Raw genomic sequence first — 25,595 nt, 5'->3', positions numbered from 1 at the left:
GTTTTCCCTGATCGCTTCTATGGATCACTTCTTCTTGAAATCGTACCAGCTGTTGCTGTTCGGCGTGTACCAGGAGAAGCCTTCCACATTGGTGCGGACGGCGAGCTGGTAGCCGGGATTGAACAGGAAAACCCAGGGCGCCTCGTCGATCACCAGTTCCTGGACGCGCTTCATGTCGGCCTCACGCGCGGCGACGTCGGTCGAGGTCAGCGCCTTGTTGATCAGCTGGTCGACCTCCTCGTTCTTGTAGTGCGAGTAGTTGACCATCGACTTGCTGTTGATGAACAGGTTCGAGACGTAGGCGGCATCCGGGACGATCGCCATGTCACGGATGAAGTACATGGGGATCGTGCCCTTGGAATAGCGCTCGACTAGGCTGGAGGACGGCAGCTTGACCAGCTCGGCGTTGATGCCGGCGCGGGCGAACGAGGTCTTCAGGATGACCGCGATCTGCTCCTCGATCGGCTCGCCGGTCCGATAGCCGATTTCCGTCTTGAAGCCGTCGGGATAACCCGCCTTCGCCAGCAATTGCTTGGCCTGGGCGACATTGTCGGTGTAGGGGAACTTCTCGTCGGTATAGGCCGGGTAGATCTCGGAGACCGGGCTTTTGGTCGGACGCGCCGTCCCCATGTAGACGCTGCCTTCGATGTCTGGACGCGACACCAGATAGTTCATCGCTTGGCGCACCTCCTTCTTGTCGAAGGGAGGCGTGTTGTTGTTCATCTCCAGCCGGTGCGTGTAGTTGCCGAACACCTTCCAGACCTTGACGGTCGGGATGTTGGCCGCCAACGCGATCTCGCGCGGCGTCAGCCATTCCGCCACGTCGATCGAGCCGCCCTGGAGGGCCGCCAGACGGTTGGCCGAGGTCGGCATCTCCTTGAAGATCACCTTCTTCAGGGCCGCGGCGCCGCGGTAGTAATAGGGGTTGGCCTCGTAGACCACTTCCTGGCCAGGCGCGTAGCGCGCGACGTGATAGGGCGCGAAGGACGCGCTGTCGGTCGCGAGGAAACGGGCCGCCCAAGGGTCCTCGGGCGTGATGTGCTTCTTCGCCTCGACCGAATCGATGATGCCGAGATCGTTGTTGATCCACAGCCGGTCCAGCAGCAGCGACGGATTGGGAATGGTGATCTTGACGGTGTGCGCGTCGATCTTCTGGAAGGCGTCGAAGCTGTCGATCTTGAGGATCTGCGTCATGTACCACTGGAACGTGGCCTTCATGTTCCAGCCGCGCTCGAAGGTCCACATCACGTCGTCGGCGGTCATCTCGTTGCCGGCGGCGCTCTTGACGCCCTTCCGCAGGTGGAAGGTGATCGACTTGTTGTCCGGGCCGAGCTCGTAGCTCTCGGCCAAAGCACCCTCGATCTTGGAGAAGTCCTCGACCATGGCGCCGTTCTCGTCGGTCTTGGTGCCATAGACCAGCAGGCGCTCGAAGATGTTGCGGCGCGCCTCGTGGCCGGCCTCGGTCGGCGGGTATTCCTGGTCCAGCGATTCCGGTGTCCGCGGCCCGGCCACCAGCAGTGTTTCCTTGGCGCTCTGGGCCGACACGACCGTCGTCGTCGCCATCAAGGCCACGGCCATCGCGGAAAGCGTGACCGGCCAGGACTTCATGCGGATCATCGATGTCTCCTTCTGTTTGCGGGGTAAAGGCTAAGGGGCGAGGCTGATCTCGATCGGGGGCACCGGGACGAACTCGCAGTCGGCGTCCGTGCCGTCGCGGTGGATGAGCATGGCGAACCGGCCGGGCTGGCCGCCCAGCGCCGTGATGCCGGCGTGCCAGACGTCGGGGTGGTATTGCATGACGACATCGCCCGGCACCTCGAAGGCCCGGGACCGCGCCACATCAGGGCCGCCTTCCGGCTTGGCGGGGCAGACGACGACCAGGTACGAGGCGACCTCGAGCGGGAAGAAGGTCTGCGATGAGAACGCGTGCCGCTCCATCAGATCGATCCGGTGGGACGAGGTTCCAGAGGGCGGCGGCGCCGACAGGACCTCCAACGCCGATAGGGCCGCGTGACGGTCGTTCCGAGGCGCCGTGGCGTCACCCGGTTCGAAGACCAGCGTGCCGAATGGCGCGAAGCCGGCGCGGTCGACCGGCTCGACGGTCAGCTCAAGCGCCATCGGTCGCGGCATCCCGGGCCAGCCAGTCGCGCGCGATCTCCTCGCGGGTGGTGAACCAGACGTCTGCGTATTGCTGGGCGTAGTCGAAGAAGCGCTTCAAGGACCGGATGCGGCCAGCGCGGCCGATCATGCGGGGATGAAGGCCAATCGACATCATGCGGGGGCCGCGCGCCGCCTCGGCGTAGAGCACGTCGAAGCTCTCGCGCATGTAGGTGAAGAAGTCGTCGGCCTGCGCCAAGCCGGGCGAACTCCAGAACCGGATGTCGTTGACGTCGCAAGTATACGGAACCACCAGCCGCCGCGTGTCGCCGACCTGGACGAAGTAGGGCACGTCGTCGTTGTAGGCGTCGCTGTCATAGAGGAAGCCGCCTTCCTCGGTGATCAGCCGCCGGGTGTGGACGCTGGCGCCGTAGCGGCAGTACCAGCCGACCGGGCGCTTGCCGCAGGTCTTCTCGAAGGACTTGATGGCGAGTTGGATATGCTCGCGCTCCTCCTCCTCGGTCAGGCGGAAGACCTCCTCCCACCGATAGCCGTGGCTGCACACTTCGTGACCAGCCTCGACCACCGCCTTGGCGACGGCGGGGTTCTGCTCGAACGCCACGGCGCAGGCGAAGAAGGTCGATCGGATGCCGGCGGCGGCGAGGGCGTCCAGGATGCGCCAGACGCCGACCCGGGAGCCGTACTCATACATCGACTCCATCGCCAGGTTTCGGATGTCCTTGGGGAAGGCGTAGCTTCCCCACTCGGTCATCGGCTCCTGATCGGGGTCTCCCATCGCGAAGGACCGCTCGGACCCTTCCTCGTAGTTGACGACCACGTTGATCGCCAGACGCGCGCCGTTCGACCACCGGCCCGTCGGAAAATCCGGACCGTAACCCACCAGATCACGGGGCGGGTGGATAGCTGAACCTGATGGCATCGGGTCCTCCGCTGTGAGTGCCTGCAGGATTGCGTGCAATCCTGTCAACAATCAGCAAAGGATATGCCAGACCCGGCGTTACCGGAAGATTTTTTGTCGGAGGACGGTCACGATCGGGCGAACTCGTAGATATCGACTTCGTTCCTGCGGGTTTCCGTGAGATCGAGGCTGGAAACTATGTGGTCGAAGTGGTGCGCCATCTGGGCGGCGGCGGCGTCCGGATGGTTCTCCGCGATGCACTCGACAAGGTGCGAATGCTCATCGGTCAGGCAGAGGATGCCACTTTTCTTCTCATAGACCGATTGCACCAGCACGCAGCGCCGGATCAGCAATCCCAGCATCCGCTCCAGTACCGGGTTGCCGGCGATCTCGGCGATCAGGACGTGGAACTCGGCGGCGGTCCGGTTGACGTTGGGACGCAGCGCTTCGAACGCCTCGCGCTCATCGGCCAGATGCCGGCGCAGGCTATCGATGTCGTCGGCGGTGGCGCGCTCGCAGGCCAGCCGGACGACGACGCATTCCAGATGACGCCGGGCCTCGAAGACGTTGTGGGCGTCCTCGATCGTCGGCCGGGAGATGAAGGCTCCCTTGTTCAGTTCGAAGACGACGACATCCTCGTCGCGCAGCCGCTCCAGCACGCGGCGCACCCGCGAGCGTGGAACGCCGTAGGCGTCGGCCAGCTTGACCTCGTTGAGGTGCTGGCCCGGACGAAGATGCTTGTCGATGATCGCGTCCACCAGACGATCATAGATGACATCCTCGACCGGATGCTTGCCCCTGACCTTGTCGCTCTTGCCTTGTCCGTCCATGCCAACCTGCGGGATACCTACCATGACGGGCGCTTATACAGCGTTTCGTCGGGCGGGTCGCCTCTCCAGAGTGTGAGGCCGGCCAGGATGCCTGCGGGAGGCTCAGAGAAAGCCGATCGACAGCCAGGGAATGGCCGCGACCAGGATCAGTCCGACCAGCAGCGCCACCATGTAACCCACGATCGGGCGCATGCCCTCGTCGGGATTGACGCGGCCGATCGCCGAGGCGACGTAATAGCCGACGCCGAACGGCGGGGCGAACAGGCCCATGCCCATCGACAGGATCACGATCATGGCATACTGCACCTCGTGGACGCCCATCTGCTTCGCGATCGGGAACAGCAGCGGACCGAACAGCACGATCGCCGGGATGCCCTCCAGGACGCTGCCCAGCACGATGAAGGCGACGATCGACATGGCTATGAAGGTGAACCTGCCGCCGGGCAGGCTCGCCATCAGCTGCGCCAGATCTGTCGAGAAGCCGGATCGCGTCAGGCACCAGGCCATGCCGGTCGCCGTGCCGATGATCAGCAGGATCGCGCCCGACAGGGCCGCCGTCTCGACCAGCATCGGCATGATCCGCCGCCAGTCGAAGCGGCGGTAGATCAGGATGCCGACGATCACCGAATAGACAATGCCGATGGTCGAGACCTCGGTCGCGGTGGCGACGCCCTCGACAACCGCGGCGCGGATGACGAAGGGCAGGGCCAGGGCGGGCAGGGCGACGAACAGGCTGCGGCCGATCTCGCGCCGGTCGGGACGGCGCACCCGCGACAGGTCCTCGTCGCGGTACCGCATCCGCACGACGAAACACAGCATGATCGCCAGGACCACGCCGGGCAGCAACCCGCCGGTGAACAGCGCCGCGATCGAGACGCCGGTGACGGAGCCGATCGTGATCAGCACGATGCTGGGTGGGATCGTCTCGGTCTGGGCGCCGGTCGCCGCCAGCAGCGCGACGAGATCGCCGGGCTTGGCGCCGCGCGCCCGCATCTCGGGGAACAGCACGGGAGCCACCGCCGCCATGTCGGCGGCCTTGGCCCCGGAAATGCCGGAAACCAGGTACATGGCGCCGATCAGCACATAGGACAGGCCACCGCGCACGTGGCCAAGCAGGTTGGCGAGCACGGCCACCATCGCGCGCGCCATGCCGGTCATCTCGATCAGCAGGCCCAGGAAGACGAACAGCGGCACCGACAGCAGGATCAGGTGCGACATCCCCTCGTCCATCCTGCCGATCACGACCAGCAGGGGAATGCGCGTCGTCAGGGCCAGATAGCCGAAGGTCGCCAGCCCAAACGAGAAGGCGATCGGCACGCCGGCGAAGACGCCCGCCGCGACGATGCCGACGAAGAAGATCAGCAGGTTCAACTTGCCCAAGCCCGCCAGGACGGGTTGCAGCAGGACGAACACGGCGATCAGCGCCGCCACGGTCCCGACCGCGCCGAGCACGAGGCGGAAGCTCCCCACCCGCGCCAGCCGGAGCACCGCCGAGGCGATCATCAGGCCGAGACCGACGGGCAGCGCGGCCGCCCGCCACATGTTGGAGATCTCCAGCGCCGGCGTGACGATCTGGTCCTCCTCGTGAGCGAACTCGCTGGCCGGCCCGATCACCAGCAGCAGGAACGCCAGCGCCGCCGCCACGGCGAACACGTCCAGGAAGGCCCTGGTGCCAGGCGAGGCCCAGCTGACCAAGGCGGTCATCCGCATGTGCTCGCCACGCCGGAAGGCCACCGCCGATCCCAACATGGCGAGCCAGAGGAACATGATCGACGCCAGCTCGTCGGACCACGTGATCGGCGTGTGCAGCACGTAGCGCGCCACGATGCCCGAGAACAGCAGGGCGATCTCGGCGGCGACGAGGATCGCCACCGGAAACTCGACGATCGCCCCGAGGATGGTGTCCGCCAAAGCCAGACCCTTGGCGCCGCGGCCCGGAACGGCCACGGCGGCGCCGGTGGGGGCAGTGGTCTTGTGCTCGGCGACGATGCTCATGTCAGGGAGCCCACCGACTTCTCGAAGACGCCCCAGGCCTCATCGCCATACTTGGCCTTCCACTCGGCGTAGAAGCCGCTCTTGCGGAGTGCTGCGCGGAAAGGCTCCGGGTCGGTCTGGTTGAAGGTCAGGCCCTTTTCCGTCAGCGACGCGCGCAGCGCCGCGTTCAGGCCGGCGATGTCCTTCCGCTGCGACAGCCCCGCCTCGTTGAAGCCGCGGCTGACGATCTGGCGGAGGTCATCCGGCACCGATTTCCAGGTCCGGCCATTGGTGATGATCCAGGAGCCGTCCCAGACGTGGTTGGTCAGCGAGCAGTATTTCTGCACCTCGTGGAACTTGGCGGTGTCGGCGATCACCAGCGGGTTCTCCTGGCCGTCGACCACGCCGGTCTGCAAGGCGGTGTAGACCTCGCCCAGGTTGATGCTGGTCGGCGCCGCGCCCAGCGCCTTGAACAGGGAGACGTAGACGGGGCTGACCGGCACCCGGATCTTGAAGTTGTCCAGGTCGGCGGGGCCGGTGATCGGCTTGTTGCGGGTCGTGATCTGACGGAAGCCGTTGTCCCAGATGTTCTCGAAGGCGTGCAGTCCGGCCTTGTCGAAGCCCCTGCGGATATAGCCGCCGAGATCGCCGTCCATCGCCGGCCAGACGGCGTCGTAATCCTTGAAGGCGAAGCCCATGCCATTGATCGAGGCGACGGGCACGAGCGTCGAGAGGATCAGCCCGCCGGTGCTGAAGAAGTCGATCGCCCCCGACCGCACCTGGGCCAGCAGGTCGCTGTCGCCGCCAAGCTGGCTGTTGGGCAGCACGTCGATCTCGATCGCCCCGTTGGTCTCCCGCTTGATCCGGTCCGCCGCCTCCAGGGCCCTGACGTGGAGCGGGTGGGTCGCGGGAAAGCCGTGGCCGAACTTCCAGCTGAAGTCCGCCGCCTTCGCCTTCGAGACGAAGGGCCCCATGGTCGTGGCCGCCGCGACGGCTCCGGTCGCCGCCAGAAAAGTCCTGCGCTTGATCAGCATGGTCGTTCGCTCCCCTTCAGGTATTTTGTTGGTTGGTGGTTTGCTGGTTCCCGGAATCTCACGCTCAGGCGACGGGTTCCGGCCGCCGCCCGGCGAGCGCCGCCTCCAGGATGCCGCGCACCGCCTCCACGGTGACGGGACCCGGATTGAGGCCGTTGTCGGTCTCGACCGTGATCCGCGCCGCCTCGTCGATGGCGCCGCCGTCGAACCCGACCTCGGTCAGGCGGATCGGCAGACCGACCGCCTTGGTCATGTCGAAGATCGCGCCCGCGACATCCGTCACGCCCATGGACGCCGCCAGCTTGGCCATCCCAGCCGGCGCGAAGCGGGCGTTGTAGGCCGTGACGTGCGGAAGGACCAACGAATGCGACAGGCCGTGCGGGACTCCATAGGTGCCGCCGAGCACGTGGGCCAGGCCATGCTGGAGGGCGAAGCCCCCCGTCAGGGCCGCACCCGCCAGATAGGCTCCATAAAGCAGGTCGGCGCGGGCCTCCAGGTCGTCCGGCTGGCGCGCCACGCGGGGCAGGGCGTCCAGGATCGCGCGGGCACCCTCGCCGGCGGCTTGGATGATCACCGGGCTGGCGGTCGGCACGTAGATGACGTCGACGCAGTGGGCCAGCGCGTTCAGCGCGCTGGCTGCGCTGACGGCGACGGGCAGCGAGACCGATAGCGCCGGGTCGTAGATCACGGTGCTCGCGAGCATGCGCAGGCTCTGGTGCATGCGCTTGACGCCCTCGATGGTGATGCCGCAGAACCCGGTCATCTCCGACCCGGAATACGTCGTCGGCACCGTGATGACCGGAACGTCGAGGTCGAGCGCGATGCCCTTGCCGAGCCCGATCGAAGCGCCGCCGCCGACGCTGACCAGGCAGTCCACGTCCATCCCGCGCGCCTTCGCCCGGGTCCGGTGCAGCAGTTCGATCGGCACTTGGGAGATCGCCTCGGGCATCAGGCCGACGCACCGGCCGCCCAGACGCTCGACGACCCGTTCCGCCATGCCGCTCCGGCCCGGCGTCGAGAGCACCAGGGCGCGTTTGGCGCCGAGCCGGTCGACCTCCTCGCCGACCCGGTCGGACGCCCCGACGCCGAACACCACGCGGGGCGGCAAGGCGTTGTAGATGTCGCCGGGAGTGCTGAATTCACGCATCATTCTTCCCCAAGGTTTCTTTGGACGATCCGGTGATCTTCGGGCGACCCGAGCCGCCGCCTCACCAATCGACGATCGTGCCGTCTTCCAGCACCGCCGACATCGCGTGCATCACCTCGGGCTTGAAGGGATGCTTGGCGGCCTCCGTCTCGTTGACCTCGACGCCGAAGCCGACCACGTCCGGCACCTCCCAGTGGCTGCCGACCCGGTGGATGGGGGTCCGCACCACGTCGTCGTACCAGGGCACGGCGCCGCTCATCTCCTCCTGGATCACGAAGTTCGGGGTGGCGATGTCGAAGTGCAGCGCCGCCACGCCGGCCAGCGGGCCGTTCGGGTTGTGCGGCGCGATGCCGATCAGTTCGGCCTCCGCCACCGCCGCGATCCGCTTGCCTTCCAGCAGGCCGCCGGTGTGGTTGAGATCCGGCTGCGCTATGTGCAGCGCCTTCTGGGTGAAGACCGGCAGGAACTCCTTGAGGCCGACCAGCCGTTCGCCCGACGCGATCGGGCATTCCGCCCGCTCCGAGATCTGGCGCAAACCCTCGGTGTCGCCCGGCTGCACCGGCTCCTCGCAGAACATCGGCCGATAGGGTTCCAGCTCGCGGATATACCCCATCGCGGCGGCGACCGAGGACGGCCGGCCGTGGAAGTCGATCATGATGTCGACGCCGTCGCCCACCGTGGAGCGCAGAGCCTCCATCATCTTGCCGACATGGCGCTGGGCCGGTATCGGCGCGGTGTAGGCGCCGTAGGGGATGAACACCACCTTCAGCGCGTCGTAGCCCTTCTCGACCACCGCCGCCGCTCGCTCCTTCAGCGAGCCGATGTCGAAGGTCTCGTAGACCGACTTCATGTCGCCCAGGCCGAGATGGGTGTAGACGCGGACGCGGTCGCGGACCTTGCCTCCCAGCAGGCGCCAGACCGGCAGGCCGACGCTCTTGCCGAAGATGTCCCACAAGGCGTGCTCGATGCCGCTGATCGCGGTCACTCCGACCATGCCGAGCTTGTAATAGCTGAACTTGTTCAGCGCGCGGACGCATTGCTCGATATCGCGCGGATCGCGTCCCAGCAGCATGGGCTCCAGATCCTCCACCGCCGAGGTGACAGCCCGCGTCTTCCAATTGAGGCTGGCCTCGCCCCAGCCATAGAGGCCGGGCTGGTCGGTCAGGACCTTGACGAAGATCCAGTTCCGCATCTCGGCGTTGACCACCACCGTCTTGATGCCGGTGATCCTGATCGGGGTTCCGGCGGTCCGCCGGGCGATGTCCTCGCCTTCCCGGATGGTTTCCGGCCGGATGGTTTCATGGCTGTTCATGGAACAGTCGCTCCTTGGATGCTGGTCTTTTCCCGATTATTCGGCATGGCAGCCCGCACCACGTTCAACCGCGGCTCGCCGGACCGCAGCCGGTCGATGTTCGCCGCGATGAAGGCGTAGCGCCGCCCCGGCAGGGCGTCGGTCCAGGCCGACGAATGGGGGGTGCAGAAGGCGTTGGGAAGATCGTCGAAGCGGAAGCGGGACGGTAGCACCCGATCGTCGGCGCCGGTCGGATAGCCGTACCAGACGTCGAGGAACGCGCCGGAGATCACTCGCCGCGACAGCGCGTCGAACAGCGCCGCCTCGTCCGCGATCGGCGCGCGGGAGACGTTGATCAGCACGCTCGACGGCTTCATGGCCTGGAGTTCGGCGTCCCCGATCAGGCCCCTCGTCTGATCCGTCAGCGGGCAGGAGATGACCAGGAAATCGGCAGCCGCCAAGGCTTCCGGCAGCCGGTCTGGCGTCAGCACCACGTCGGCCAAGCCTTCGGTGTTGGCGGCGTATTGGTCGACCGCCACGACGCGCACCCCGAAGGCTCGGGCGCGCTGGGCGATGGTCCGTCCGATGCGGCCGAAACCGATGATCGCCAGTGTCTTGCCATGGATCTCACCGTGGGGCACCCGCGCCCGGTAGGTGTCGGACCAGGTGTCGCTGCCGAACGACTGGCGCAGCGCGTCCAGCCGGATCTCCCATTGGAGCATCGCCGCCATCACGAACTCGGCGATCGGGATCTCGTGTTCGAAGACATTGCAGACCTCGCACTCCACCGGCAGCGAGGGAATGTCGATGCCGTCCAGCCCGGCGCCCGGCACATGCAGCAGGCGGAAAGCGGGTGCCGCCTCATCCTTGCGGGAGAAGCGCAGCGATATGATCACGTCGTCGCGGCCGATCCGCTGATCGTATTCGGACGCGTACGCGGCCTCGCGCGGCAAGGCTATGATATCGCAAGGTGTCTTCAGTAACGCGGCGAGCTTGTTCTTGTGATTGGCCGCCTCGCCGATCATGAACACTTTCATGGGCTTGGTCCTCCGTTCCGCGAACGATGGGCCACTTGTGTGAGTAGGTCCAACTATTTAATTTGATCGCTCGATAAGCGGGGCTTATTACTGGACCTGTTCTCCAATCGCGACCGCGACATCCAGGAAGGTGCGGATCGCCGGCGACGTGTCGTCACTCTGATAGGCCACCCCCAGCGTTAGGGTGGGGCCGGGGCCTTCCAGTGGACGGTAGACGGCGCCGGGCCGGTCGAACTGCTGCAGGCTCGACGCGATCAGCCCGATGCCGAAATCGGCGGCGGCCAAGGCGATGATCGACTGGGCGGGCGACGCCTCCAGGATCAGCTCGGGGCTGAAGCCGGCTTGTTGGCACAGCGTCAGGATCTCGTCGTAGAGCTTCGGCCCGATCACGCGCGGGAAGATGATGAACCGCTCGCGCGACAGATCCTCCAGCCGCAGGCTGGTCCGCGCCGCCAGGGGGTTGCGGTCGGACAGCACGACATTGAACCGCATCCGCGCGAACAGCCGCGACGACAGCGACTGGTCGTCCAGCGGCGGGTGGAAGATCCCGACATCGATGGCGCCCGACCGCAGCCCCTCCTCCTGTTCCGAGGTGGTCATGACGTGGACGTTGACGCCGAAATTGGGCAGCTCCATCCGGAACCGGTGCATGATCTCGGGGAACACGATGTACAGCGCCGGAGCCGTGACGCCGACCGACAACTGCCCAATCTCCCCCCGGTCGGTTTGGCGCGCCAGCAGCGCCGCGTGCTCCATCTGCCGCAGGATCTTCCGCGCCTCGCTGAGGAACGTCTCGCCCGCCCGGGTGAGGGAGACCCGCCGCTTGTTGCGATGGACCAGCTGGACCTGAAGCTCCTCCTCCAGCGCCCGCAACTGCTGGCTGAGGGCGGGCTGCGTGATGTGGCACCGCGCGGCGGCGCGGTGGAAATGAAGCTCCTCGCACAGGGCCACGAAAAATTGGAGACGGCGGCGATCCATCACCCAGTGATACGGTCTTCTTATCGGATGCTCAAGGGGCGGCGGTGGTGACACGGCTTCCGGCGCCGGGGGCGGCGCTGGGCAGCGGGCCGGTCGGGGTCCGCTGCTGGGAGGCCAGCCACGTGCCGTGCCGGCTCCTTGGGCTGGCGCCCTCAACTATGGCAATTATGCGAAGGCCTGGGGGCCATCTCAGCGGCCGGACAATGATCCGCCACGGAGAAGTTCATAGCTGGTCAGTTTCTCCATGACCTCGTCAACTCATCAAAGCGATGTCTTGTTTCCGGTCTTGTCGGTTTTCTCCCGTGACCGAGACGATCATTCCCGCTTCGACGTGCCAATGGACATCGCCGACTTCCAGATAGTCGCGGTCGTGGGTGATGGCGACGACCGTCATCCCCATGTCGCGCAGGCGCGGCAGTACTTCCCGGTAGAACTTGTCCCGGAAATACGGCTCCTGATCCGCCGCCCATTCGTCCAACACGCAGATCGGCTTCTTCTCCAGGATGGCCGCGATTAGGCTCAGGCGCTTGCGTTGGCCACCCGACAGGCGGACGGTGCTGAACCGGCGATCGGTGATGTTCGCCTTGTGCCCGATCTCCAGGAACTCGAACATGGCTTGGGCAAGCTCCATGTCGATGTGCTGGATGCCGTACAGTTCCTGGAAAAGGTGACCGTCCGAGAACACGACGGCGAACAGGCGGCGGTAGAGCGGCAGGTTGTCCGGCTCCACCACCATGCTGTCGACCGTGATGGTTCCGCTGTAGACGCGATAGAGACCGATAAGCGTGCGCAGCAGGGTGGACTTGCCGGATCCGTTGCCGCCGGTCACCAGGATGATCTTGCCGCGGTCGATCGACAGATTGACCGGACCGATCCAGAACTCGCCGCCGTCATGCGTCCGGTGACCGAAGATGACGTCCTTGAAATGGATCTCCTGGAAATTGTCGAAGCAGGACGGGTTGGCCGAAATCGCCGTTATCCTGGGTTCGGGAAGCCGTCGCTCCAGGTCGAGGATGTTGCGGGCGGCGGTGTTGGCCGCCATCAGGCTGGGCAGATAGCTGACGACGCTGAGCATCGGTTCCGAGATGAACAGCAGCGACGACGCCACGACGAACAGCCCAACCGACATGTCCGTGATCTGCGGCAGCACGAAGATGACGAATAGGATGAGGGTGTTGAACGAGCACTGGGTCTCCACCACGGAGCGGGCGTAGACACCCAGTGCCACCTCCTTCTTGGCGGCGATGCGGTCGGCGACCTCCATCACCCGGACGGAGATCTGGTCGGCGCGGGAGGGCTCCATCCGAACTTCCTTGAACCCGTCGATCATGTCGCCGACATGGCCCAGAAGCTCGTTCTCCAACTCGCAGGCCTCCGCGAAGGTGTCCTCGGCCGCCACCCGGCGCGAGGCCACGATGAAGACGCTGACCGCGATGAACGCCATGCAACTCAGCGCCGCCAGCGGCGAGTGCAGGAACAGGTAGGCGTTGATGATCGTGATCATGAAGATGGAGTGCAGCATCTCCGGTATGATCGCCGACCCATAGGAGATCGTCCGCATCTCGGCGCTGATGCCGGATTGGAATTCCGCCGGATCGAGGTTCTGGACCTGCAGGTATTCGGCGTGGCGCAGCCGGGTCAGCAGCCGCCGCCGCAGGTCGATGATGATCTCCTCGAAGTACCGGGCGATCCTTCGCATCACGTGGAGATGCGACATCATGTAGACCACGGTGGCACCAGCGCCCAGCACGAGCAGGTGGTAGCGATCCTCGCCCTTCAGCCGTTCGTCGATGCCCTCGTTGACGATGGCGAGGATCGATACCCCGCACAGCGACGAGAGGAGCAGCAGTGCCACCAGCCACTTCAGCCTGTCACCGGCATGGCGTGCCAGGAGCGTCAGAAGTTCCAAGGCGGGTCTCCAGCGTCGTCAAGAATGGGGCAGGGGATCACACCGGGCCATCAGGCCGCGGCGTCCACCGGAACGACACCGGCGCGGCCAAGCCAGCGCTTGGAGGTTCGCGTGAGGTTGTCCAGGGAGAGTTCCGCCTGGCAGAGCAGTTCCACGCTTTCCCGCCAACGCGGGTTGAGGGCGCGGAACGTCGCTATGGCGGGACTGTTCAGCTTGGCCTCGTCGATCGCGGCGGCCAGGGGAGTGAGGCCATAGCCTTCCCAGTTCCAGTCGATCGTGCCGGTTTCCGGCTGGTAGTATTTTTCGAAATACCGGAAGCCGACCCAGTCGCGAAGCTCCGTCTCGAAACGTCCGGACCGCCGGTCGATCTGCGGGACGTGGCGCTGGAACAGCATCGGCATGTAACGGTAGGAGCGATACCCGACGGCGCTGTAATGCCAGTACCAGGGAATGTCGTTTCGCACCGAGAGCGCGTGGTCGAACATGTGCCCGACCATCGCGATCATGATCTCGTTCGTGCCCCAGTATGCCTGGTCGACAACACAATGGACCGTCTGGAAGACGCCCACCTCGACGCCGCCGACTAGGGTTTCAAGCTGGTCGAGGGTGGCGAAACCGACCAGCTTCCCCGTCTCGGCATCGTTCAGCAGGACGCAGGAGGTCAGCTTGTCCAGTTCCTGTTTGAAGTAGTCCTCGCCGTAACCTTCGAACCAGAGCGACAGCAGGCGGAACATGGTCCGTCGTTGCCCGGCTCCAAGGCTGGAGGCTGGAACGATCGCCGTGGTCACGGGAGGATGGGCGGCGGAACCTTGGGCAACGGGATGATGGGTCATGGCGCGCGTCCCCGATCTCAGGCGAACGCCGTTTCGAGATAACGGTCGGACCCGGCCGTCCGAACGTCGTCGCAGATATCCTCATAGTCGCAGGTGATCTCCTCGCCGGCCGCGATGTCGCGCGCCGCCTTGAAGGCCCGCCAGTCACCCTCCGCGATCAGATCGACGTTCGGAGTGTCCGAGTGATTGATGAAGCGGGCGTCATCGCCCAGCATCAAAAGCCCAAGTCCCGCGATCACGCAGCCATGGGACTCGGTCATGCGCGCGAATGTCGGATAGGTTCGAAGCATCGAGGCGTCCGGAACCAGGATGCGGTCGATCCGATCGTCGAAGGCCCAGATCGGCGTGCCGGCGGGGATGGGTTCCATGGCGAACAACCCCAGCCCGTGGATCGGGCTGGGGAGAAGGCAAGTGTCTATCAGGAGAGGCATGGGGCGAACGGCTCCGCGCGGATGCGAGTCAGGCTGGGACCTTGGCGAGGCTTTCGTCGAACTCGAAGCTGCCGGCATCCTCGAGGAACTGCTCGGAGATCGATGTTCCCGGATTGGCCAGGCATGGCCCCAGGAAATCGGCGAACAACGGCGGCGCCTCGAAGCCTTCCGCCAGCAGGCGCGTGTTGTCGAACGCGATATCCTGCGCCGTGAAACGATGATATTTGCGCGCGCCGACCGACATCGTCCGGTTCAACGCGTCACGCTTGGTGAACCTGTCCCGGTACGCCGCGCTGAACAGGCGCCAACCCTGCGGGTCGTCACGATCGAAGAAGGTGTACGGGCGCACGCCGTCATGGCCCTGTTGGGCGAAGGCCGCCTCGAAAGCCGCCCAGGTGGTGCGGCTGCCCCAACCGGCCGAGACGTGATACAGGCTGTGTTTCAGGTCGGGCTTCCGCAGCAGGTCATGCAGGCGGGCCGAGGTCCAATCGACCGGTACGATGTCGATGAAGCCGTTGGGCGAGCAGGGCAGGACGCCGGTGTGGTCGACCAGGCGGAAGAACCAGAAGATGCTTGAACTGGGCTGGCAGCCTAGTTTCGAGTGCCCAACCACGATCGAAGGTCGGGCGACCACCAGCGGCAGTTCCGGAAAGCCGCTGGCCAGCGCCATTTCGGCCGCCGCCTTGCTGCGGGTGTATTCGACGATGTGGGCCGTTCCGGTGGGCGGCGGCGGCGCTTCGTGGACCATCTCCAGGTGGGGAGCCTCACCGCAGCAGAAAGCGGTGCCGATATGCAGGAAGCGCTTCAGGTGCTTCATGCGGCGGGCGCGGGCCGCGAGAGCCAGGGTGCCATCGACATTGATCTGCCAGACGGAATGACGGCTGTCGAACGACGTGTCGGCGGCGATGTGGACGATGTGGCTGACGGCGTCGAGACGCGGATCGGGACTGGTCGCCAGCGATTGCAGGTCGCCGGGCAGGATCGCGCACAAACTGGCCGCCGCCTTGGCGGTTTCCGGGTCGGAATGGCGAGCCAGATTGCTTGCCAATCGGGCGCGGCAAGCCGCCTCGTTGGGGCCCCGGACGAGGAGCAGGTAATCCTCCGCGGTGCCATTGCGGACCGCGTCCATGTAAAAGGAACCGCCAAGAAATCCGGTGCCGCCAGTGAGCAGAATCATTGTTGGTTTACTCTCGTTCTGAAAACGTCGCGCCAAGACGATGGGCGATCTCCAATAAGCCAGTGAAGCGGGAAGAGGCTCACTTCAGGCAAGTAATTCCAGGTAAGCTGCCGGCCACAAGGAGTAACGTGCCAGTAAAAACCTACATCCCACTTCGATGTGTAGGTTGAACGGGAAGTTTTAATTCATAGTTAACAGGAAGCTATCCCAGTAAGTGATCGCTGTTTTGCCTAAGCTGAAAGGCATAGGTTGAGGTAAGGTGCAGGTGATTTAGCCAATTTCTGAGTGACTGTACTGTGAAATTACTCAAACTAACTCGGCTAGTGTCTACGCAGTTAAGTTATGGTTTACGGAAATGCGGTAGGCCTGATGCGGAACCCGCGTTGCCGATTTTCCCGGCTGAACGCTGTCAATCCAGCGCAATCAAGGATCACCGTGACAGTTATGAGTAAAATTACTTTGACCGCGACTCTGGCGTTGGGTGTTCTTACTTCAACCGCCGTGACGGCGCAGGAAACCGATACCGACGAGGGCATGGTCACCGGCAACCTGGCCATCACCACCGACTATGTCGCCCGAGGCTTCTCCCAGACGGACCGGGATCCGGCGATCCAAGGGGGATTGGACTGGATCATGAAGGCGGGATCCATCACTCCCTATCTGGGAACATGGGCGTCCTCGGTGGATGGCAAGCGCGCTCTCGGAGTTCCCGGTGCGCATGCCGAGCTGGATATCTATGGCGGCCTGATAATCCCCCTCTTCGGCGTCGATTTCGATGTCGGATTGCTGGGCTACCTGTATCCGGGTGCCAATGCGGAAGGCTTCAATCCCAATTACCTGGAATACAAGGTTGCCGGGACCTACACCGCCCTGGAAATGCTGGCGGTGACTCCGTCCTATAGCTATTCCTCCAACTACTTCGGCCTGGGATACGCCAGCCACTACGTCAACCTGGATTTCGCGGTCGCGCCGCCGGACCTTCCCCTCGGCTTGACGTTCCACGGATCGGTCGGCCGTAGCGTCTTCTCAAGCGACTACGCGGTCGATTACACCGACTATGCCGTTGGTGCATCGATCGAAGTCGAGGGGTTCTCGCTGTCGGTGTCCTACACGGATACCAACCTGAACGAGGATTCCTGTGCCAAGCTCTGCGGCAAGCGCGTCGTGGGCAAGATCCAGTACGACTTCTGAACCTGACCAAAATCAGGGGCCCCTCCGGCGGAGGGGCCATTTTTTTTCTATCCGGGAAAATGGCTGGGCAATGCGGAAACGCCGAAGGATTTCGATCCGTTGCCAGCCATGATCCGCGCCCCGACGAAAACAACGGTGTCGGGTGCCGGAGCGCCGCTGACGGTCCTTGTGGGCAACGCCACGCGGATCACGGCGCCGCCAGCCGACGGCGCCGCCAAACCCGCCGTTTCCATGCCACGCAATCTGATCAGCCGAAGCAACGCCCAGGGGCCGCGCTCGACGATGGTGATGGTGTCGTCCCTGACCGATGCCGTTCCATAGCCTTCATCGCGGCGTGGCCGGTACCGCGATCCCGAAGCCCAGCGGAAGGAGACCAGCAGGGGCTCGCCGGGCGACCAGCGCATCACCCGCGACGCGCTGCCGGGCCCAACGGCGGAGCCGCCCGATCGGATCGACCAGTCGATGATCTCGCCACCGCCGACCTCGGCCATGCGATTGATGCCATAGTCGAACTCGACGGCGATCGGTTCCGGGTTCCGGTCCATCGGCATCAAGGATTCCAGCAACGGCCGGGCGGCTTCGATCTGGTCCACGAACAGGCGGATCTCCACGGATTTTCGCCGACCGCCGCCCGCCGCCTCTTCCAGGGCTTGGGTCCTCAGCTGGTCGAACACCTGGAGAAACCGCCGGACATCCCTCGGCGCCACGTCGGGAGCGTCGATCCCGCCGCGCGGACCGACGAAGGGAAAGCGGTTTTCCAACGGCGCGAAGGCGGCGCCGAGGCTCGCCAGGGCCGAGGACGCGGATGGGGCCGGGGTTGATGCCGGCTCTTCCCGCCGCGCGACCTTGGCTAGATCCGAGCAGCGGTTGGCGAACCCGGCCCGCGCTTTCGACAGGGTCGCGGCGATCGGATCACCGGCGGTGTCATCGCCAACCCTTTCCTTGAACATCTTGAGGGTGTTCTGGCAGGTCGCCGCATCCATGGCGTCGGTCTGGAGGACGAAGCGTTCCATCGCCTCGATCGAACCGCTTGAAGGCTCCATGATCTCCCGCCACCGCAACGACCTCGCCGCGAGCTTGGCGTCCGCCGCGGCACTCGCCGCCATCAGATCGGCGGCGGCCCGCGCGTCCGCGCCGGGGCCATCCAGGATGAGGCCGCGGGTCTCGGACAGCTTGGCGGAAAGTGCCGCACCGTCGGCGACAGCAAAGGCGCGCCGCATGGCACCGGTCTCACCCGTCCAGTTGGCGGCGGCATCCGCCACCATGTCAAAAGGCTTGCGCGTTTTCAGGAACGCGTCGGCGCGTTCCAGCAGGGCGGTGGCCCTGGAGTCCAAAGCGCGATCCAACTCGGCCCGCGCGGCTGGTTCCAGGTACGGGCGGGCTCCAGCCGCCACCTCCTTGACGATGGAGGAGGCCGACCTGAGAAAGTCGGCGCCGTCCACGGTGAAAATGGGGCCGTTCAGGAACCGCTGTAGCCGCGTCTGAAGGTATCTCCCGAAACTCAGATCCGCTGCCCGTCCCAGCGCTTCCGGCAAGGGCTGAGCGGCTTTCATGGACCGATGAGCGATGATGACTTGCCTCAAGCCACCGAGGGCTTCGACGGGATCCGTCGAAGGATCGGTGGGTTCCGCCTCCGCGAGATGAGCTTGCGCCGCCAAGGCGTCGACGGCGGAGGCGAGGCTGGTCAGCGACGGGCTAGGCGCGTAGCCGGGGGCATCCTGGGTCCGAACGACCAGCGGCCCGGCCAGAGGCGCTTCGGCGGCCAGCATCTCGGCCTCCAGGTCGGCGGCGGCCTTGATGAACATCGCCGTGACGGCGCTGGCGGTTGGCCCCATCCTGTCCAGCATGTCCTTGATGTCGCCGGGTAACCGCCGGTCGGCGGCGGCCTGGAGAATCTCGTTGGGATGCGCCAGGGTGGCCTTGAGGGCCTCGGCATCCTGGATGACGGGACGTATCGCCCCGCCGGTCATTCCACCGTCCTTCACGGCCGCCTCAAGGGCTTGAAGCGACTTCGACAGCGCCGTGATCCGCGCGCGCACCGGCGCGGAGCCGAACATCGATCGAGCCATGTCATCGGCGAGCCGAAGCGTTTCCCGCTCCGCCTCCGCCGTCACCGGCAATGGATCGACCGCGGGGAGATCCATGCCGGCGATCGCCTCCTTGATCAACCCATCGTCGACGGTGGGAACGGCATCCCCCACCAGGGCGGCGAGATCGGCCATGCTTCTCGACAGACGAAAGCGTTCGTAACGCTCGATCTGGTCCCGTAACCGCTGGACATGTCCAAGCTGGGCGGCGAGCTGCCCTTGGCCATCCAACCCGGCGCCGGTATCGGCGCGCGCGTCCGGAAACTGGGAGACGATGAGGCGCCGGATCGCCAGGATCGCAAGCCGCCGGTTGTCTTGGTCCACCGAGGAGGCCAGCGAGAAGGGGATCGCCGGGGTGGCGAGCCGATTGTCCCCCAGCGCCGCCACCGCCGGCAGGATCGCGCTGGCGTCCAGCGGCCCCGACGGCGTCAATTCGCGCCGAAGCGTCCTGACGGAGTCCTCGGCCACCGACGCCTGCCAGGACAGCGACGCTCCCTGTTGCCAGGCGACAAGCGCGAAAGCCGACACCGACACGGCCAAGGCCGCCTGGGCGCGGTGGACACGGCGGCGTGTCGCCGCCATCCTCCTCGCCGTCGGGCGCCCCCTGCCGGTTTCCACGAAGAACGCGTGACGCGTCAGCCCTCGCGAGAACACCGGCTCGACCCCGCCCGCATCGTCGAGACGGCCGGTGACATGGACGCGGGCGAGTGGGAACGCCTCGCCGCCCGGATGGGGCGCCAGCAGGTTCTGCAGGAAATTGGCGTAGGGTTCGCGAAGCCGCTCCAGGCTGGAGACCAGTCTGGTCAGACGCTTCCTTCCCCTGTCGAACCTGTCGATCATCAACAGATCGGCTTCGACCTTGGAGACATCGGCGATCAGCGCGTCGACCACGCGGTCCGCCGTGCCGCTATCGAAGTCCAGCATGTCATCGGTCGCCGACCACCCGAACAAACCGTCGACCATGGCGTCGGGCAGCAGCGCGCGGAATTCGGCGAAACCATCCAGACGCTCGCCGCCCTTCATGACGATGAAGACCGGGCTTACCGTTCCCAGCGTCTCCTGAAGTGTATGCAGCCTCCTGTTGAGGGCCGTGGCGACGGTGTCGGTCAGGTCATCGATATCCACGAACAGGATGACGCCGTCCAGCGGACGCGGCTGCGGATGTTTCCGAAAGGCCTCCATCAAGGCCTGCCAGTCCCCGTCCTCCCCATCCGCCATGGCGGCGGCCGGGCCCGCGACATCCAGGATGACGCCACCCTCGCAGAACAGCCACGCGCAGGGGCAATTCCCGGCCTGGGGCCACTTGGCATGGGTGGAGCCGGGCGCGAACAGCAGCGGCTCGCACGACGACGCCTCCCCCAGCGCCAGGAACCAAGGCACCTCCGCCCGGCGGTATTGACGGGGAACCTGCCGCTTCAGGATGCCCAGCCCCTCGGAATGGATGTGCCCGATGGAGAAACCGGTTTCCTCCACCGGCGCCGGCGTCGAGGGCTGCGGGGGGGAATAGCGCGGGACCTTGATCACCGGAGCGGGAGGGGAAAGCGGCGCCGGTTCCGGTGCCGCTTCGGCCACCGCCACGGTGGTGTCCGGAGCGGCTTTCACCGGCCACCGCGGCAGGCGCGGCCTGGGCATCCGGAACTTGAACGCCGGCAACAGACGCCGTGACGGCCGCGTCGGCTGGGGCTTCACGATTGGAATCGCGCGGCGCTTTCCGCCGGGCAGGGCCCTGGCGACGCGCGCCTTCAGCCGCTTCAAGCCGCGCCAGATGGCATAGAGCAGGATGAAGGGCAGGGCGTAGGGGCCGATCAGCACCAAAGCCATGCCGGCCTCGGACAGGATCATTCCGACCATGGTATCCCTCGACCTTCAAGGGCGGCGCGGGCCGCGTCGACCTGTTGGCTGACGCCACCGGTGGCGGTGACCCAGACGATGTGCGTCACCAGCAGGAAAGCGACGGCGCCAGCCACGGTCAGGCCGTGCCACAATCGCACCGACGGCGGCAGGGCCGGAGGCTCGGCGGGCTTCCCCAGGGCGGCGGGACTGACGTGCTCCGCCGGCTGCCGTCCATCGTGGACCAGCGCGTGAAGCTGGCGTTGGCGCGGCGCCGCTCCCGCCCGTTCGGCATCCGTGCCGCGCCGCCCGACGAAGCCCAGGTTGAGCACACCGAGATAGAGCGCCGCCAATTGACGGTCCGCCGACTCCCCCTGACGCAGCAACTCGTCGATATGGGTGAACAGCAGTTGGATCGTGGCTTGTCCGCCGAACAGCCGTTCCTTGATCGGGGATTCCAGTCCCTCGGTCGCCCCCGAATGCCGATCGGGGACGTGCTTGTCGGCCAGGGCCGCCAAGGCGAAGGCGGCTCTAGCGGCCATGGCGTGGACGGTGTTGCCCTCGCGGGCGGCGGCTTCGATCCGAACCACCAGCCAGTCGGTCAACCGGTCCCTAGCGGCGTCCGGTGGGCACTCCTCCTCGTCGCAGGCGATCAATTGGACGTGGAAGTCCTGGAACAGGGCGTGAAACGCCGTCGCCTTGAGGCGAGGGACCGACGCGGCTATTTTTTCCGGAGCGATCTGCATTCGCGCTCCCTTCAACGCGCCGTGGCGGTGAAGGAAGTCCGGGCGAGATGGACCACCACGGGCGTCCCGGCCGGCAGCCGGACCCGATGGGTACCCGGCGATCCGTAGAGCGCGTAGACCAGGGAAGCCATGGGCCGCTCCGGCCCGGGCGGCAGCGTCGCCAAGGCCACGCGCTGGGCCGCCACGACCTCCCACGACGTGATCGACATCTTCCCCGGATTTTCCGCCATCACGTCACCGCGCGCGCGGAACCAGTCGGCGGCGTCCAGGGTCTCGATCCGGGCGAGCAGCGCGGCGTCGGAGACCTGGACCAGATCGACGGCCACCGGCCGGAAATCGTTGGCGTCGGCATCGGCGATCAACTGGATGCGGAAATCCCCGGCATCGATCCGTGTCACCGGCGCCGGCGTCAGCGCGGAGCATCCCTGGACCATGAAGACGGCGATGGCCAGACCCAGGGATGCCAAAACCCCACGGTGTCCGCCCAGCGTCATGGCAGCGCCGCCGACAGGTTGGAAGCCGGTTCACCCACGCAGACATAGCCCAGGGGCGTGTGCCGGTACCAATCGCCGGCACCCTTCCGGCAGGGCGCCAGCACGCGATCCTCGTCCGGCGCCGAGGTGTCGGCGGGTGCCGCGTCGATCGCGGCTCCCTCCTCCCCGGACTGGAACCCGGGGGCGACGACCGCGGGGCGCATGCTGACGATCAGCCTGTCGCCATCCTCCGCCACATCCATGACATAGCTGGTCCGGGGGGCCAGATGGCGCAGGCTGATGTCCATCCCGCCGGTCTGCGGCCCCAGGTCCGGCAGCGAGCAGCCGCCGAGCAGCAGGAGCGCCGCGACGCCCGATCTTGATATCGCGTTCATCACCGAAGCCTCAAATCACGCGGGAATTGTCATTTTGCCGGGACGGGCCGCGATCAGCGCCTTGGCCGCCGCCGACGTGTCGCCATCCGGCACGAGATCGGGCGGCGAGGGATTGATGCCCTTCGCCGTCAGCGTCCGGTAGACCGACTGCCACACCTTCTCCGGAACGGAGAACGTCGCGTCGTAATCCTTGACCCAGAAGATCAGGTTGTATTTGCCCAGCCACTGTCCGTCGACGCTGCGCATGCCGTCATAGCGGACGAAGGGCTGCGTTCCCGCCGCGTTGGCCATGGTGCCGGGGGCGTCGCGCAGCGCGTCGCGCAGCAGCGCCGCCATGAACTCGGGCTCGTGCTTGGAGTCGGCGTGGTATTCCAGCTTCACCCAGACCCGGTCGACCGCGCTGAAATTGACGACCGTCGCCTCCGACACCTTGCCGTTGGGCATCGCGACGATGAAGCCCGCCGCGTTCCGGATGCGGATGGTACGCCACGTCATGTCGACCACGACGCCCTTCACCGTGTCGGTGATCTGGACGGCGTCACCGATCTTGAAGGCGCGTTCGATGTTCAGGATGATGCCGGAGAACACGTTGGCGATGTTCGCCTGGATCGCCAGGCCGATCACCATGCCCATGATGCCCGATGCCGCCAGCACGCTGGTGATCGGCTGCTTCAGGACGAAGGCGATGATGCCGCAGATGGCGAAGCCGAACACGATGATCGTCGCGAACCGCCGGACGATGTCGGGCACCTTGCGCCGGCTCTTGATCTCCAGCGGTGTCCACAGGAAACGCTCCAGCGTCCTATTGACCAGGATGGCTGGCAGGATCCACCACAGCACCTCGAAGAATCCCACGACCATCCTGACGCCGCTGCCGGGCAGCGCCGCGACCGCGCTGTCCAGCGCCATGTTGCTGATCGCCGTCAGCAGCAGTGGCCAGGACAGCACGCGCAGGAACAGGGTCTGGATGCGCCAGAACTGGCCGCGGTCGCGCCGGTCCATCACGGCGGCGAATATGGCGAGGACGGCGCCGAGGATCGCGAGGTGGACGAAGGCTTGGTACGGGATGACGTCGCGCGCGGCGAAGGCGTCGGGAACCACGACGACTCCGAAATCGACCCTCGAGAAGTCCGGCTGGGGCCTGCCGAAGCCGACGAAGTTGGGATCGCCCTCCGTGCTGACCGACGCGATGTCCTGCGATATCCAGGCGCGGGACAGCCGCCAGCCGGGCGACGCCGCCAGCACCCGGCGCGCCCGCAGCTGGCTGAGCAGGGTGGAGCCCTCGGTGTTCCCCTCCGTCAGGCGGCTGAGCCAGGACGCCTTCGCGGCCGGGGCTCCGCCGCTGGCTTCGGCGGCGTCGGTGGCGCGCAGTTTCTCCACGAAGTCGTCGGTGTCGATCAGCGACATGCCGAGCACGTCGGTGACGAACATGATGTTGTTCCGGTTGAGCGTCCGGTGGCGGAAGCTCAAGCCGGCGATCTCGCTGCCGTAGGGGTGGCGGACATCGGTGAAGTTCAGCGAGAACCGCTCGGTCACCCGATAGGCCACGTAGGTGCCGGACGCCCCGCGCTCCTCGCGGTAGGGCTTGCCCAGCTCGATCGGCTTCTGCGCGTTGATGAAGAGCACGGAGCCTGGATCGAAGCCGCCCCGGTAACGGAACCAGACGGTGAGGTCCAGCGTGGCCTCGTTGCGGCCGGGATCGAGGTCGCGGATCTCGTTGATCTGGACGCCGGTGTAGATGACGTCTGTCTTGTACATGAACCGGTCGTTGACGTAGAGCGCCCGCCCGCGCGAGACCTCGTCCAGGAAGTTCGAGACCCCGGCCTCGCGGATCGGCTGCAACTGGGTCAGCGCCGCGATCGGGTTCAAGCCGTTGTAGGTCGCCATCATGACGGGGATGCCGGCCGCTTGGCGATCGTCGAAGCTCCAGCTGCCGAGCGTCCCGGCGAAGGCGGACTCGGCGCGGTTGTGACCGGCGATCGAGCGCCTCAGCGCCTCGCCGTCGCGGGGCTCGCCATTGGGCTGGTTGGCGCCCTCGCTCGCGACCTGATCGACCAGCCCCGACAGGATCAACTCCATGCCGTCGCTGCCGACCGCCGCCGCCCAATCCGGCACGGCGTTGAACTGTTCGGCGTATTGTCCGTAGAAGCGCTGGGCGCGCTCGTTCGCCGTGTCGAACAGGATCGGGGACGACATCAGCAAGCCATGGCTATAGCCCTCGGGCGCTTTGCCGCGCGCCAATGCGACGATCTCGGTCCGAAAGGCGGCCGACGCCAGTTCCGACGGGCCGGCGATCAGGTTGCGCACGCTGGCGTCGCGGAGCGCCACGACCGCCCGGGCGGAATCGACCGCGCCGGCCAGCACGATGATGGCGCCGGTCGGCATCCTCTCCTTGACCTGACGCGCCAGAGGCTCCAGGTCCGCCCCGGACGTCCGCCCCGCCTGGAAGGTCCATTGCCCCGCCAGCCGGGTGCCGAAGCGCTGGAGTATCTTGTCGACCTGATCGGCCAGCGCCGACGCCTGTTCGGTATCCTCGCGGACGATCGCCACGGTCGCCTCGCCGACCACGTTCCGCACGTAGTTGGCCAGGAACCGCGCCTCGAAGACCCGGTCGAAGGCCAGGTGGAACAGCCAGGGATTGACCGCGCCTTCGGTCATGCGGGCGGCCGGCAGCAAGGCCACCAAGGGAGCACCCGTGTTGCCGTAAAGCTCCGCCGCCCTGCCGATCGTGTCGGGGTGCTGTCCCAGTACCGCCCGCACCGTCGGATCGCGGGCGAGCCTGCGCGCGATGTCCAGCGACTTGGTGGCGTCGCCCTCGTCATCGAAGACCTTGAGTGCCACCGGCCGGTTGCCGATGCCGCCGGCGGCGTTGACCGCCTCGACCCTGATCAGGGCGCCCTTGCGCATGGCCTGACCGATGCCGGCGTCGGCGCCGCTCAGCGGCGCCACCATGGCGACCACCAGCGGTTCGCGGTTGTCGTGGTCCATGATGGCCCACGCGGCCAGCGAGACGATACCGGCGATCGCCGCCGCCGCCACGAGGATCAGCGCGAACCGGGCTTTCTTGGTCAACCGGGACAGGCGGAACGGCATCCGGTTCCGAGGGGCCACACCAAACAAGGCTGGTGCTCCTTCTGGTCGTGAGTCAAGGAATGGCGAGCCGGATGGCTCACAGATAAGCTCTCACGGGTAAACTATGGTTAACTCGTAAATTAA

20 protein-coding genes are annotated in these 25,595 nt (G+C 66.0%); 1 reads left to right on the top strand and 19 read right to left on the bottom strand.

The window, feature by feature from the left end; all coding sequences use genetic code 11:
* Positions 1-24: 24 nt before the first annotated feature.
* The 14 genes from N825_RS10885 to N825_RS10820 form a co-directional block, all read right to left on the bottom strand.
* Positions 25-1,617 carry an ABC transporter substrate-binding protein gene (locus tag N825_RS10885; protein ID WP_084164631.1) on the bottom strand — a complete coding sequence of 531 codons (1,593 nt, stop codon included), beginning with the start codon at positions 1,615-1,617 and terminating at the stop codon, positions 25-27.
* Between the two features lie 30 nt (positions 1,618-1,647).
* A complete protein-coding gene (locus N825_RS36405; RefSeq protein ID WP_051511981.1) occupies positions 1,648-2,118 on the bottom strand; it encodes an ureidoglycolate lyase in 471 nt (156 codons plus the stop codon).
* A complete protein-coding gene (locus tag N825_RS10875; protein ID WP_037450878.1) occupies positions 2,108-3,037 on the bottom strand; it encodes an allantoinase PuuE in 930 nt (309 codons plus the stop codon). Before N825_RS10875 ends, N825_RS36405 begins: the two co-directional genes overlap by 11 nt.
* A gap of 107 nt (positions 3,038-3,144) precedes the next feature.
* On the bottom strand, positions 3,145-3,870 hold the full coding sequence (locus N825_RS10870) for a GntR family transcriptional regulator (RefSeq protein WP_084164629.1): 726 nt from the start codon (positions 3,868-3,870) through the stop codon (positions 3,145-3,147).
* A 78-nt stretch (positions 3,871-3,948) separates the two neighbouring features.
* Positions 3,949-5,841, bottom strand: coding sequence for a TRAP transporter large permease (locus tag N825_RS10865; RefSeq protein WP_037450875.1), 1,893 nt, complete (start codon positions 5,839-5,841; stop codon positions 3,949-3,951).
* Positions 5,838-6,854: a TRAP transporter substrate-binding protein gene (locus tag N825_RS10860; protein WP_037450873.1), complete on the bottom strand. Its 1,017-nt coding sequence runs from the start codon at positions 6,852-6,854 to the stop codon at positions 5,838-5,840. The genes N825_RS10865 and N825_RS10860 overlap by 4 nt, the downstream gene beginning before the upstream one ends.
* A gap of 64 nt (positions 6,855-6,918) precedes the next feature.
* The gene (locus N825_RS10855) at positions 6,919-8,001 is read right to left on the bottom strand and encodes a maleylacetate reductase (RefSeq protein WP_037451112.1); all 1,083 of its coding nucleotides are present in this window, start codon (positions 7,999-8,001) and stop codon (positions 6,919-6,921) included.
* Between the two features lie 61 nt (positions 8,002-8,062).
* Complete coding sequence (locus tag N825_RS10850) at positions 8,063-9,313, bottom strand: enolase C-terminal domain-like protein (RefSeq protein ID WP_198038271.1); 1,251 nt, start codon at positions 9,311-9,313, stop codon at positions 8,063-8,065.
* Entirely contained in the window at positions 9,310-10,329 is a 1,020-nt protein-coding gene (locus tag N825_RS10845) for a 2-hydroxyacid dehydrogenase (protein WP_051511973.1), read from the bottom strand. Before N825_RS10845 ends, N825_RS10850 begins: the two co-directional genes overlap by 4 nt.
* Before the next feature lie 87 nt (positions 10,330-10,416).
* Entirely contained in the window at positions 10,417-11,307 is an 891-nt protein-coding gene (locus N825_RS10840; protein ID WP_037450870.1) for a LysR family transcriptional regulator, read from the bottom strand.
* A gap of 253 nt (positions 11,308-11,560) precedes the next feature.
* On the bottom strand, positions 11,561-13,216 hold the full coding sequence (locus tag N825_RS10835; protein ID WP_037450867.1) for an ATP-binding cassette domain-containing protein: 1,656 nt from the start codon (positions 13,214-13,216) through the stop codon (positions 11,561-11,563).
* A 50-nt stretch (positions 13,217-13,266) separates the two neighbouring features.
* Positions 13,267-14,049, bottom strand: a complete 783-nt coding sequence (locus tag N825_RS10830; protein WP_157619103.1) for a hypothetical protein — start codon at positions 14,047-14,049, stop codon at positions 13,267-13,269.
* Between the two features lie 17 nt (positions 14,050-14,066).
* A complete protein-coding gene (locus N825_RS10825) occupies positions 14,067-14,480 on the bottom strand; it encodes an SET domain-containing protein (protein ID WP_084164628.1) in 414 nt (137 codons plus the stop codon).
* Positions 14,481-14,508: 28 nt separating this feature from the next.
* Entirely contained in the window at positions 14,509-15,657 is a 1,149-nt protein-coding gene (locus tag N825_RS10820; RefSeq protein WP_051511969.1) for an SDR family oxidoreductase, read from the bottom strand.
* Between the two features lie 444 nt (positions 15,658-16,101).
* On the opposite strand from N825_RS10820, the gene N825_RS10815 reads away from it, so the two are divergent.
* Positions 16,102-16,848: a TorF family putative porin gene (locus N825_RS10815; RefSeq protein ID WP_198038270.1), complete on the top strand. Its 747-nt coding sequence runs from the start codon at positions 16,102-16,104 to the stop codon at positions 16,846-16,848.
* 47 nt (positions 16,849-16,895) lie between these two features.
* On the opposite strand, the gene N825_RS10810 is transcribed toward N825_RS10815, so the two are convergent.
* The 5 genes from N825_RS10810 to N825_RS10790 are packed head-to-tail and all read right to left on the bottom strand — an operon-like array spanning position 16,896 to position 25,490.
* Positions 16,896-20,786, bottom strand: a complete 3,891-nt coding sequence (locus tag N825_RS10810) for a type VI secretion protein IcmF/TssM N-terminal domain-containing protein (protein WP_037450862.1) — start codon at positions 20,784-20,786, stop codon at positions 16,896-16,898.
* Complete coding sequence (locus N825_RS10805; protein WP_037450860.1) at positions 20,774-21,511, bottom strand: DotU family type IV/VI secretion system protein; 738 nt, start codon at positions 21,509-21,511, stop codon at positions 20,774-20,776. The genes N825_RS10810 and N825_RS10805 overlap by 13 nt, the downstream gene beginning before the upstream one ends.
* Before the next feature lie 11 nt (positions 21,512-21,522).
* Complete coding sequence (locus tag N825_RS10800) at positions 21,523-22,005, bottom strand: hypothetical protein (protein WP_051511966.1); 483 nt, start codon at positions 22,003-22,005, stop codon at positions 21,523-21,525.
* Positions 22,002-22,379 carry a hypothetical protein gene (locus tag N825_RS10795; RefSeq protein ID WP_037450859.1) on the bottom strand — a complete coding sequence of 126 codons (378 nt, stop codon included), beginning with the start codon at positions 22,377-22,379 and terminating at the stop codon, positions 22,002-22,004. The genes N825_RS10800 and N825_RS10795 overlap by 4 nt, the downstream gene beginning before the upstream one ends.
* 15 nt (positions 22,380-22,394) lie before the next feature.
* Positions 22,395-25,490, bottom strand: coding sequence for an ABC transporter substrate-binding protein (locus tag N825_RS10790; protein WP_245613077.1), 3,096 nt, complete (start codon positions 25,488-25,490; stop codon positions 22,395-22,397).
* Between the last annotated feature and the right edge of the window lie 105 nt (positions 25,491-25,595).

The organism is Skermanella stibiiresistens SB22, assembly GCF_000576635.1.
Classification (GTDB): Bacteria; Pseudomonadota; Alphaproteobacteria; order Azospirillales; family Azospirillaceae; genus Skermanella; species Skermanella stibiiresistens.
Note: the sequence above shows the minus strand (reverse complement) of the source record. Positions and strands in the feature narration are given on the sequence as shown.

What these genes read in the sequence shown, in the direction of transcription:
- N825_RS10885 (WP_084164631.1), bottom strand. Translation starts at nt 1,617, where the DNA reads ATGATCCGCATGAAGTCCTGGCCGGTCACGCTTTCCGCGATGGCCGTG.
- N825_RS36405 (WP_051511981.1), bottom strand. Translation starts at nt 2,118, where the DNA reads ATGGCGCTTGAGCTGACCGTCGAGCCGGTCGACCGCGCCGGCTTCGCG.
- N825_RS10875 (WP_037450878.1), bottom strand. Translation starts at nt 3,037, where the DNA reads ATGCCATCAGGTTCAGCTATCCACCCGCCCCGTGATCTGGTGGGTTAC.
- N825_RS10870 (WP_084164629.1), bottom strand. Translation starts at nt 3,870, where the DNA reads ATGGTAGGTATCCCGCAGGTTGGCATGGACGGACAAGGCAAGAGCGAC.
- N825_RS10865 (WP_037450875.1), bottom strand. Translation starts at nt 5,841, where the DNA reads ATGAGCATCGTCGCCGAGCACAAGACCACTGCCCCCACCGGCGCCGCC.
- N825_RS10860 (WP_037450873.1), bottom strand. Translation starts at nt 6,854, where the DNA reads ATGCTGATCAAGCGCAGGACTTTTCTGGCGGCGACCGGAGCCGTCGCG.
- N825_RS10855 (WP_037451112.1), bottom strand. Translation starts at nt 8,001, where the DNA reads ATGCGTGAATTCAGCACTCCCGGCGACATCTACAACGCCTTGCCGCCC.
- N825_RS10850 (WP_198038271.1), bottom strand. Translation starts at nt 9,313, where the DNA reads ATGAACAGCCATGAAACCATCCGGCCGGAAACCATCCGGGAAGGCGAG.
- N825_RS10845 (WP_051511973.1), bottom strand. Translation starts at nt 10,329, where the DNA reads ATGAAAGTGTTCATGATCGGCGAGGCGGCCAATCACAAGAACAAGCTC.
- N825_RS10840 (WP_037450870.1), bottom strand. Translation starts at nt 11,307, where the DNA reads ATGGATCGCCGCCGTCTCCAATTTTTCGTGGCCCTGTGCGAGGAGCTT.
- N825_RS10830 (WP_157619103.1), bottom strand. Translation starts at nt 14,049, where the DNA reads ATGACCCATCATCCCGTTGCCCAAGGTTCCGCCGCCCATCCTCCCGTG.
- N825_RS10825 (WP_084164628.1), bottom strand. Translation starts at nt 14,480, where the DNA reads ATGCCTCTCCTGATAGACACTTGCCTTCTCCCCAGCCCGATCCACGGG.
- N825_RS10820 (WP_051511969.1), bottom strand. Translation starts at nt 15,657, where the DNA reads ATGATTCTGCTCACTGGCGGCACCGGATTTCTTGGCGGTTCCTTTTAC.
- N825_RS10815 (WP_198038270.1), top strand. Translation starts at nt 16,102, where the DNA reads ATGAGTAAAATTACTTTGACCGCGACTCTGGCGTTGGGTGTTCTTACT.
- N825_RS10810 (WP_037450862.1), bottom strand. Translation starts at nt 20,786, where the DNA reads ATGGTCGGAATGATCCTGTCCGAGGCCGGCATGGCTTTGGTGCTGATC.
- N825_RS10805 (WP_037450860.1), bottom strand. Translation starts at nt 21,511, where the DNA reads ATGCAGATCGCTCCGGAAAAAATAGCCGCGTCGGTCCCTCGCCTCAAG.
- N825_RS10800 (WP_051511966.1), bottom strand. Translation starts at nt 22,005, where the DNA reads ATGACGCTGGGCGGACACCGTGGGGTTTTGGCATCCCTGGGTCTGGCC.
- N825_RS10795 (WP_037450859.1), bottom strand. Translation starts at nt 22,379, where the DNA reads ATGAACGCGATATCAAGATCGGGCGTCGCGGCGCTCCTGCTGCTCGGC.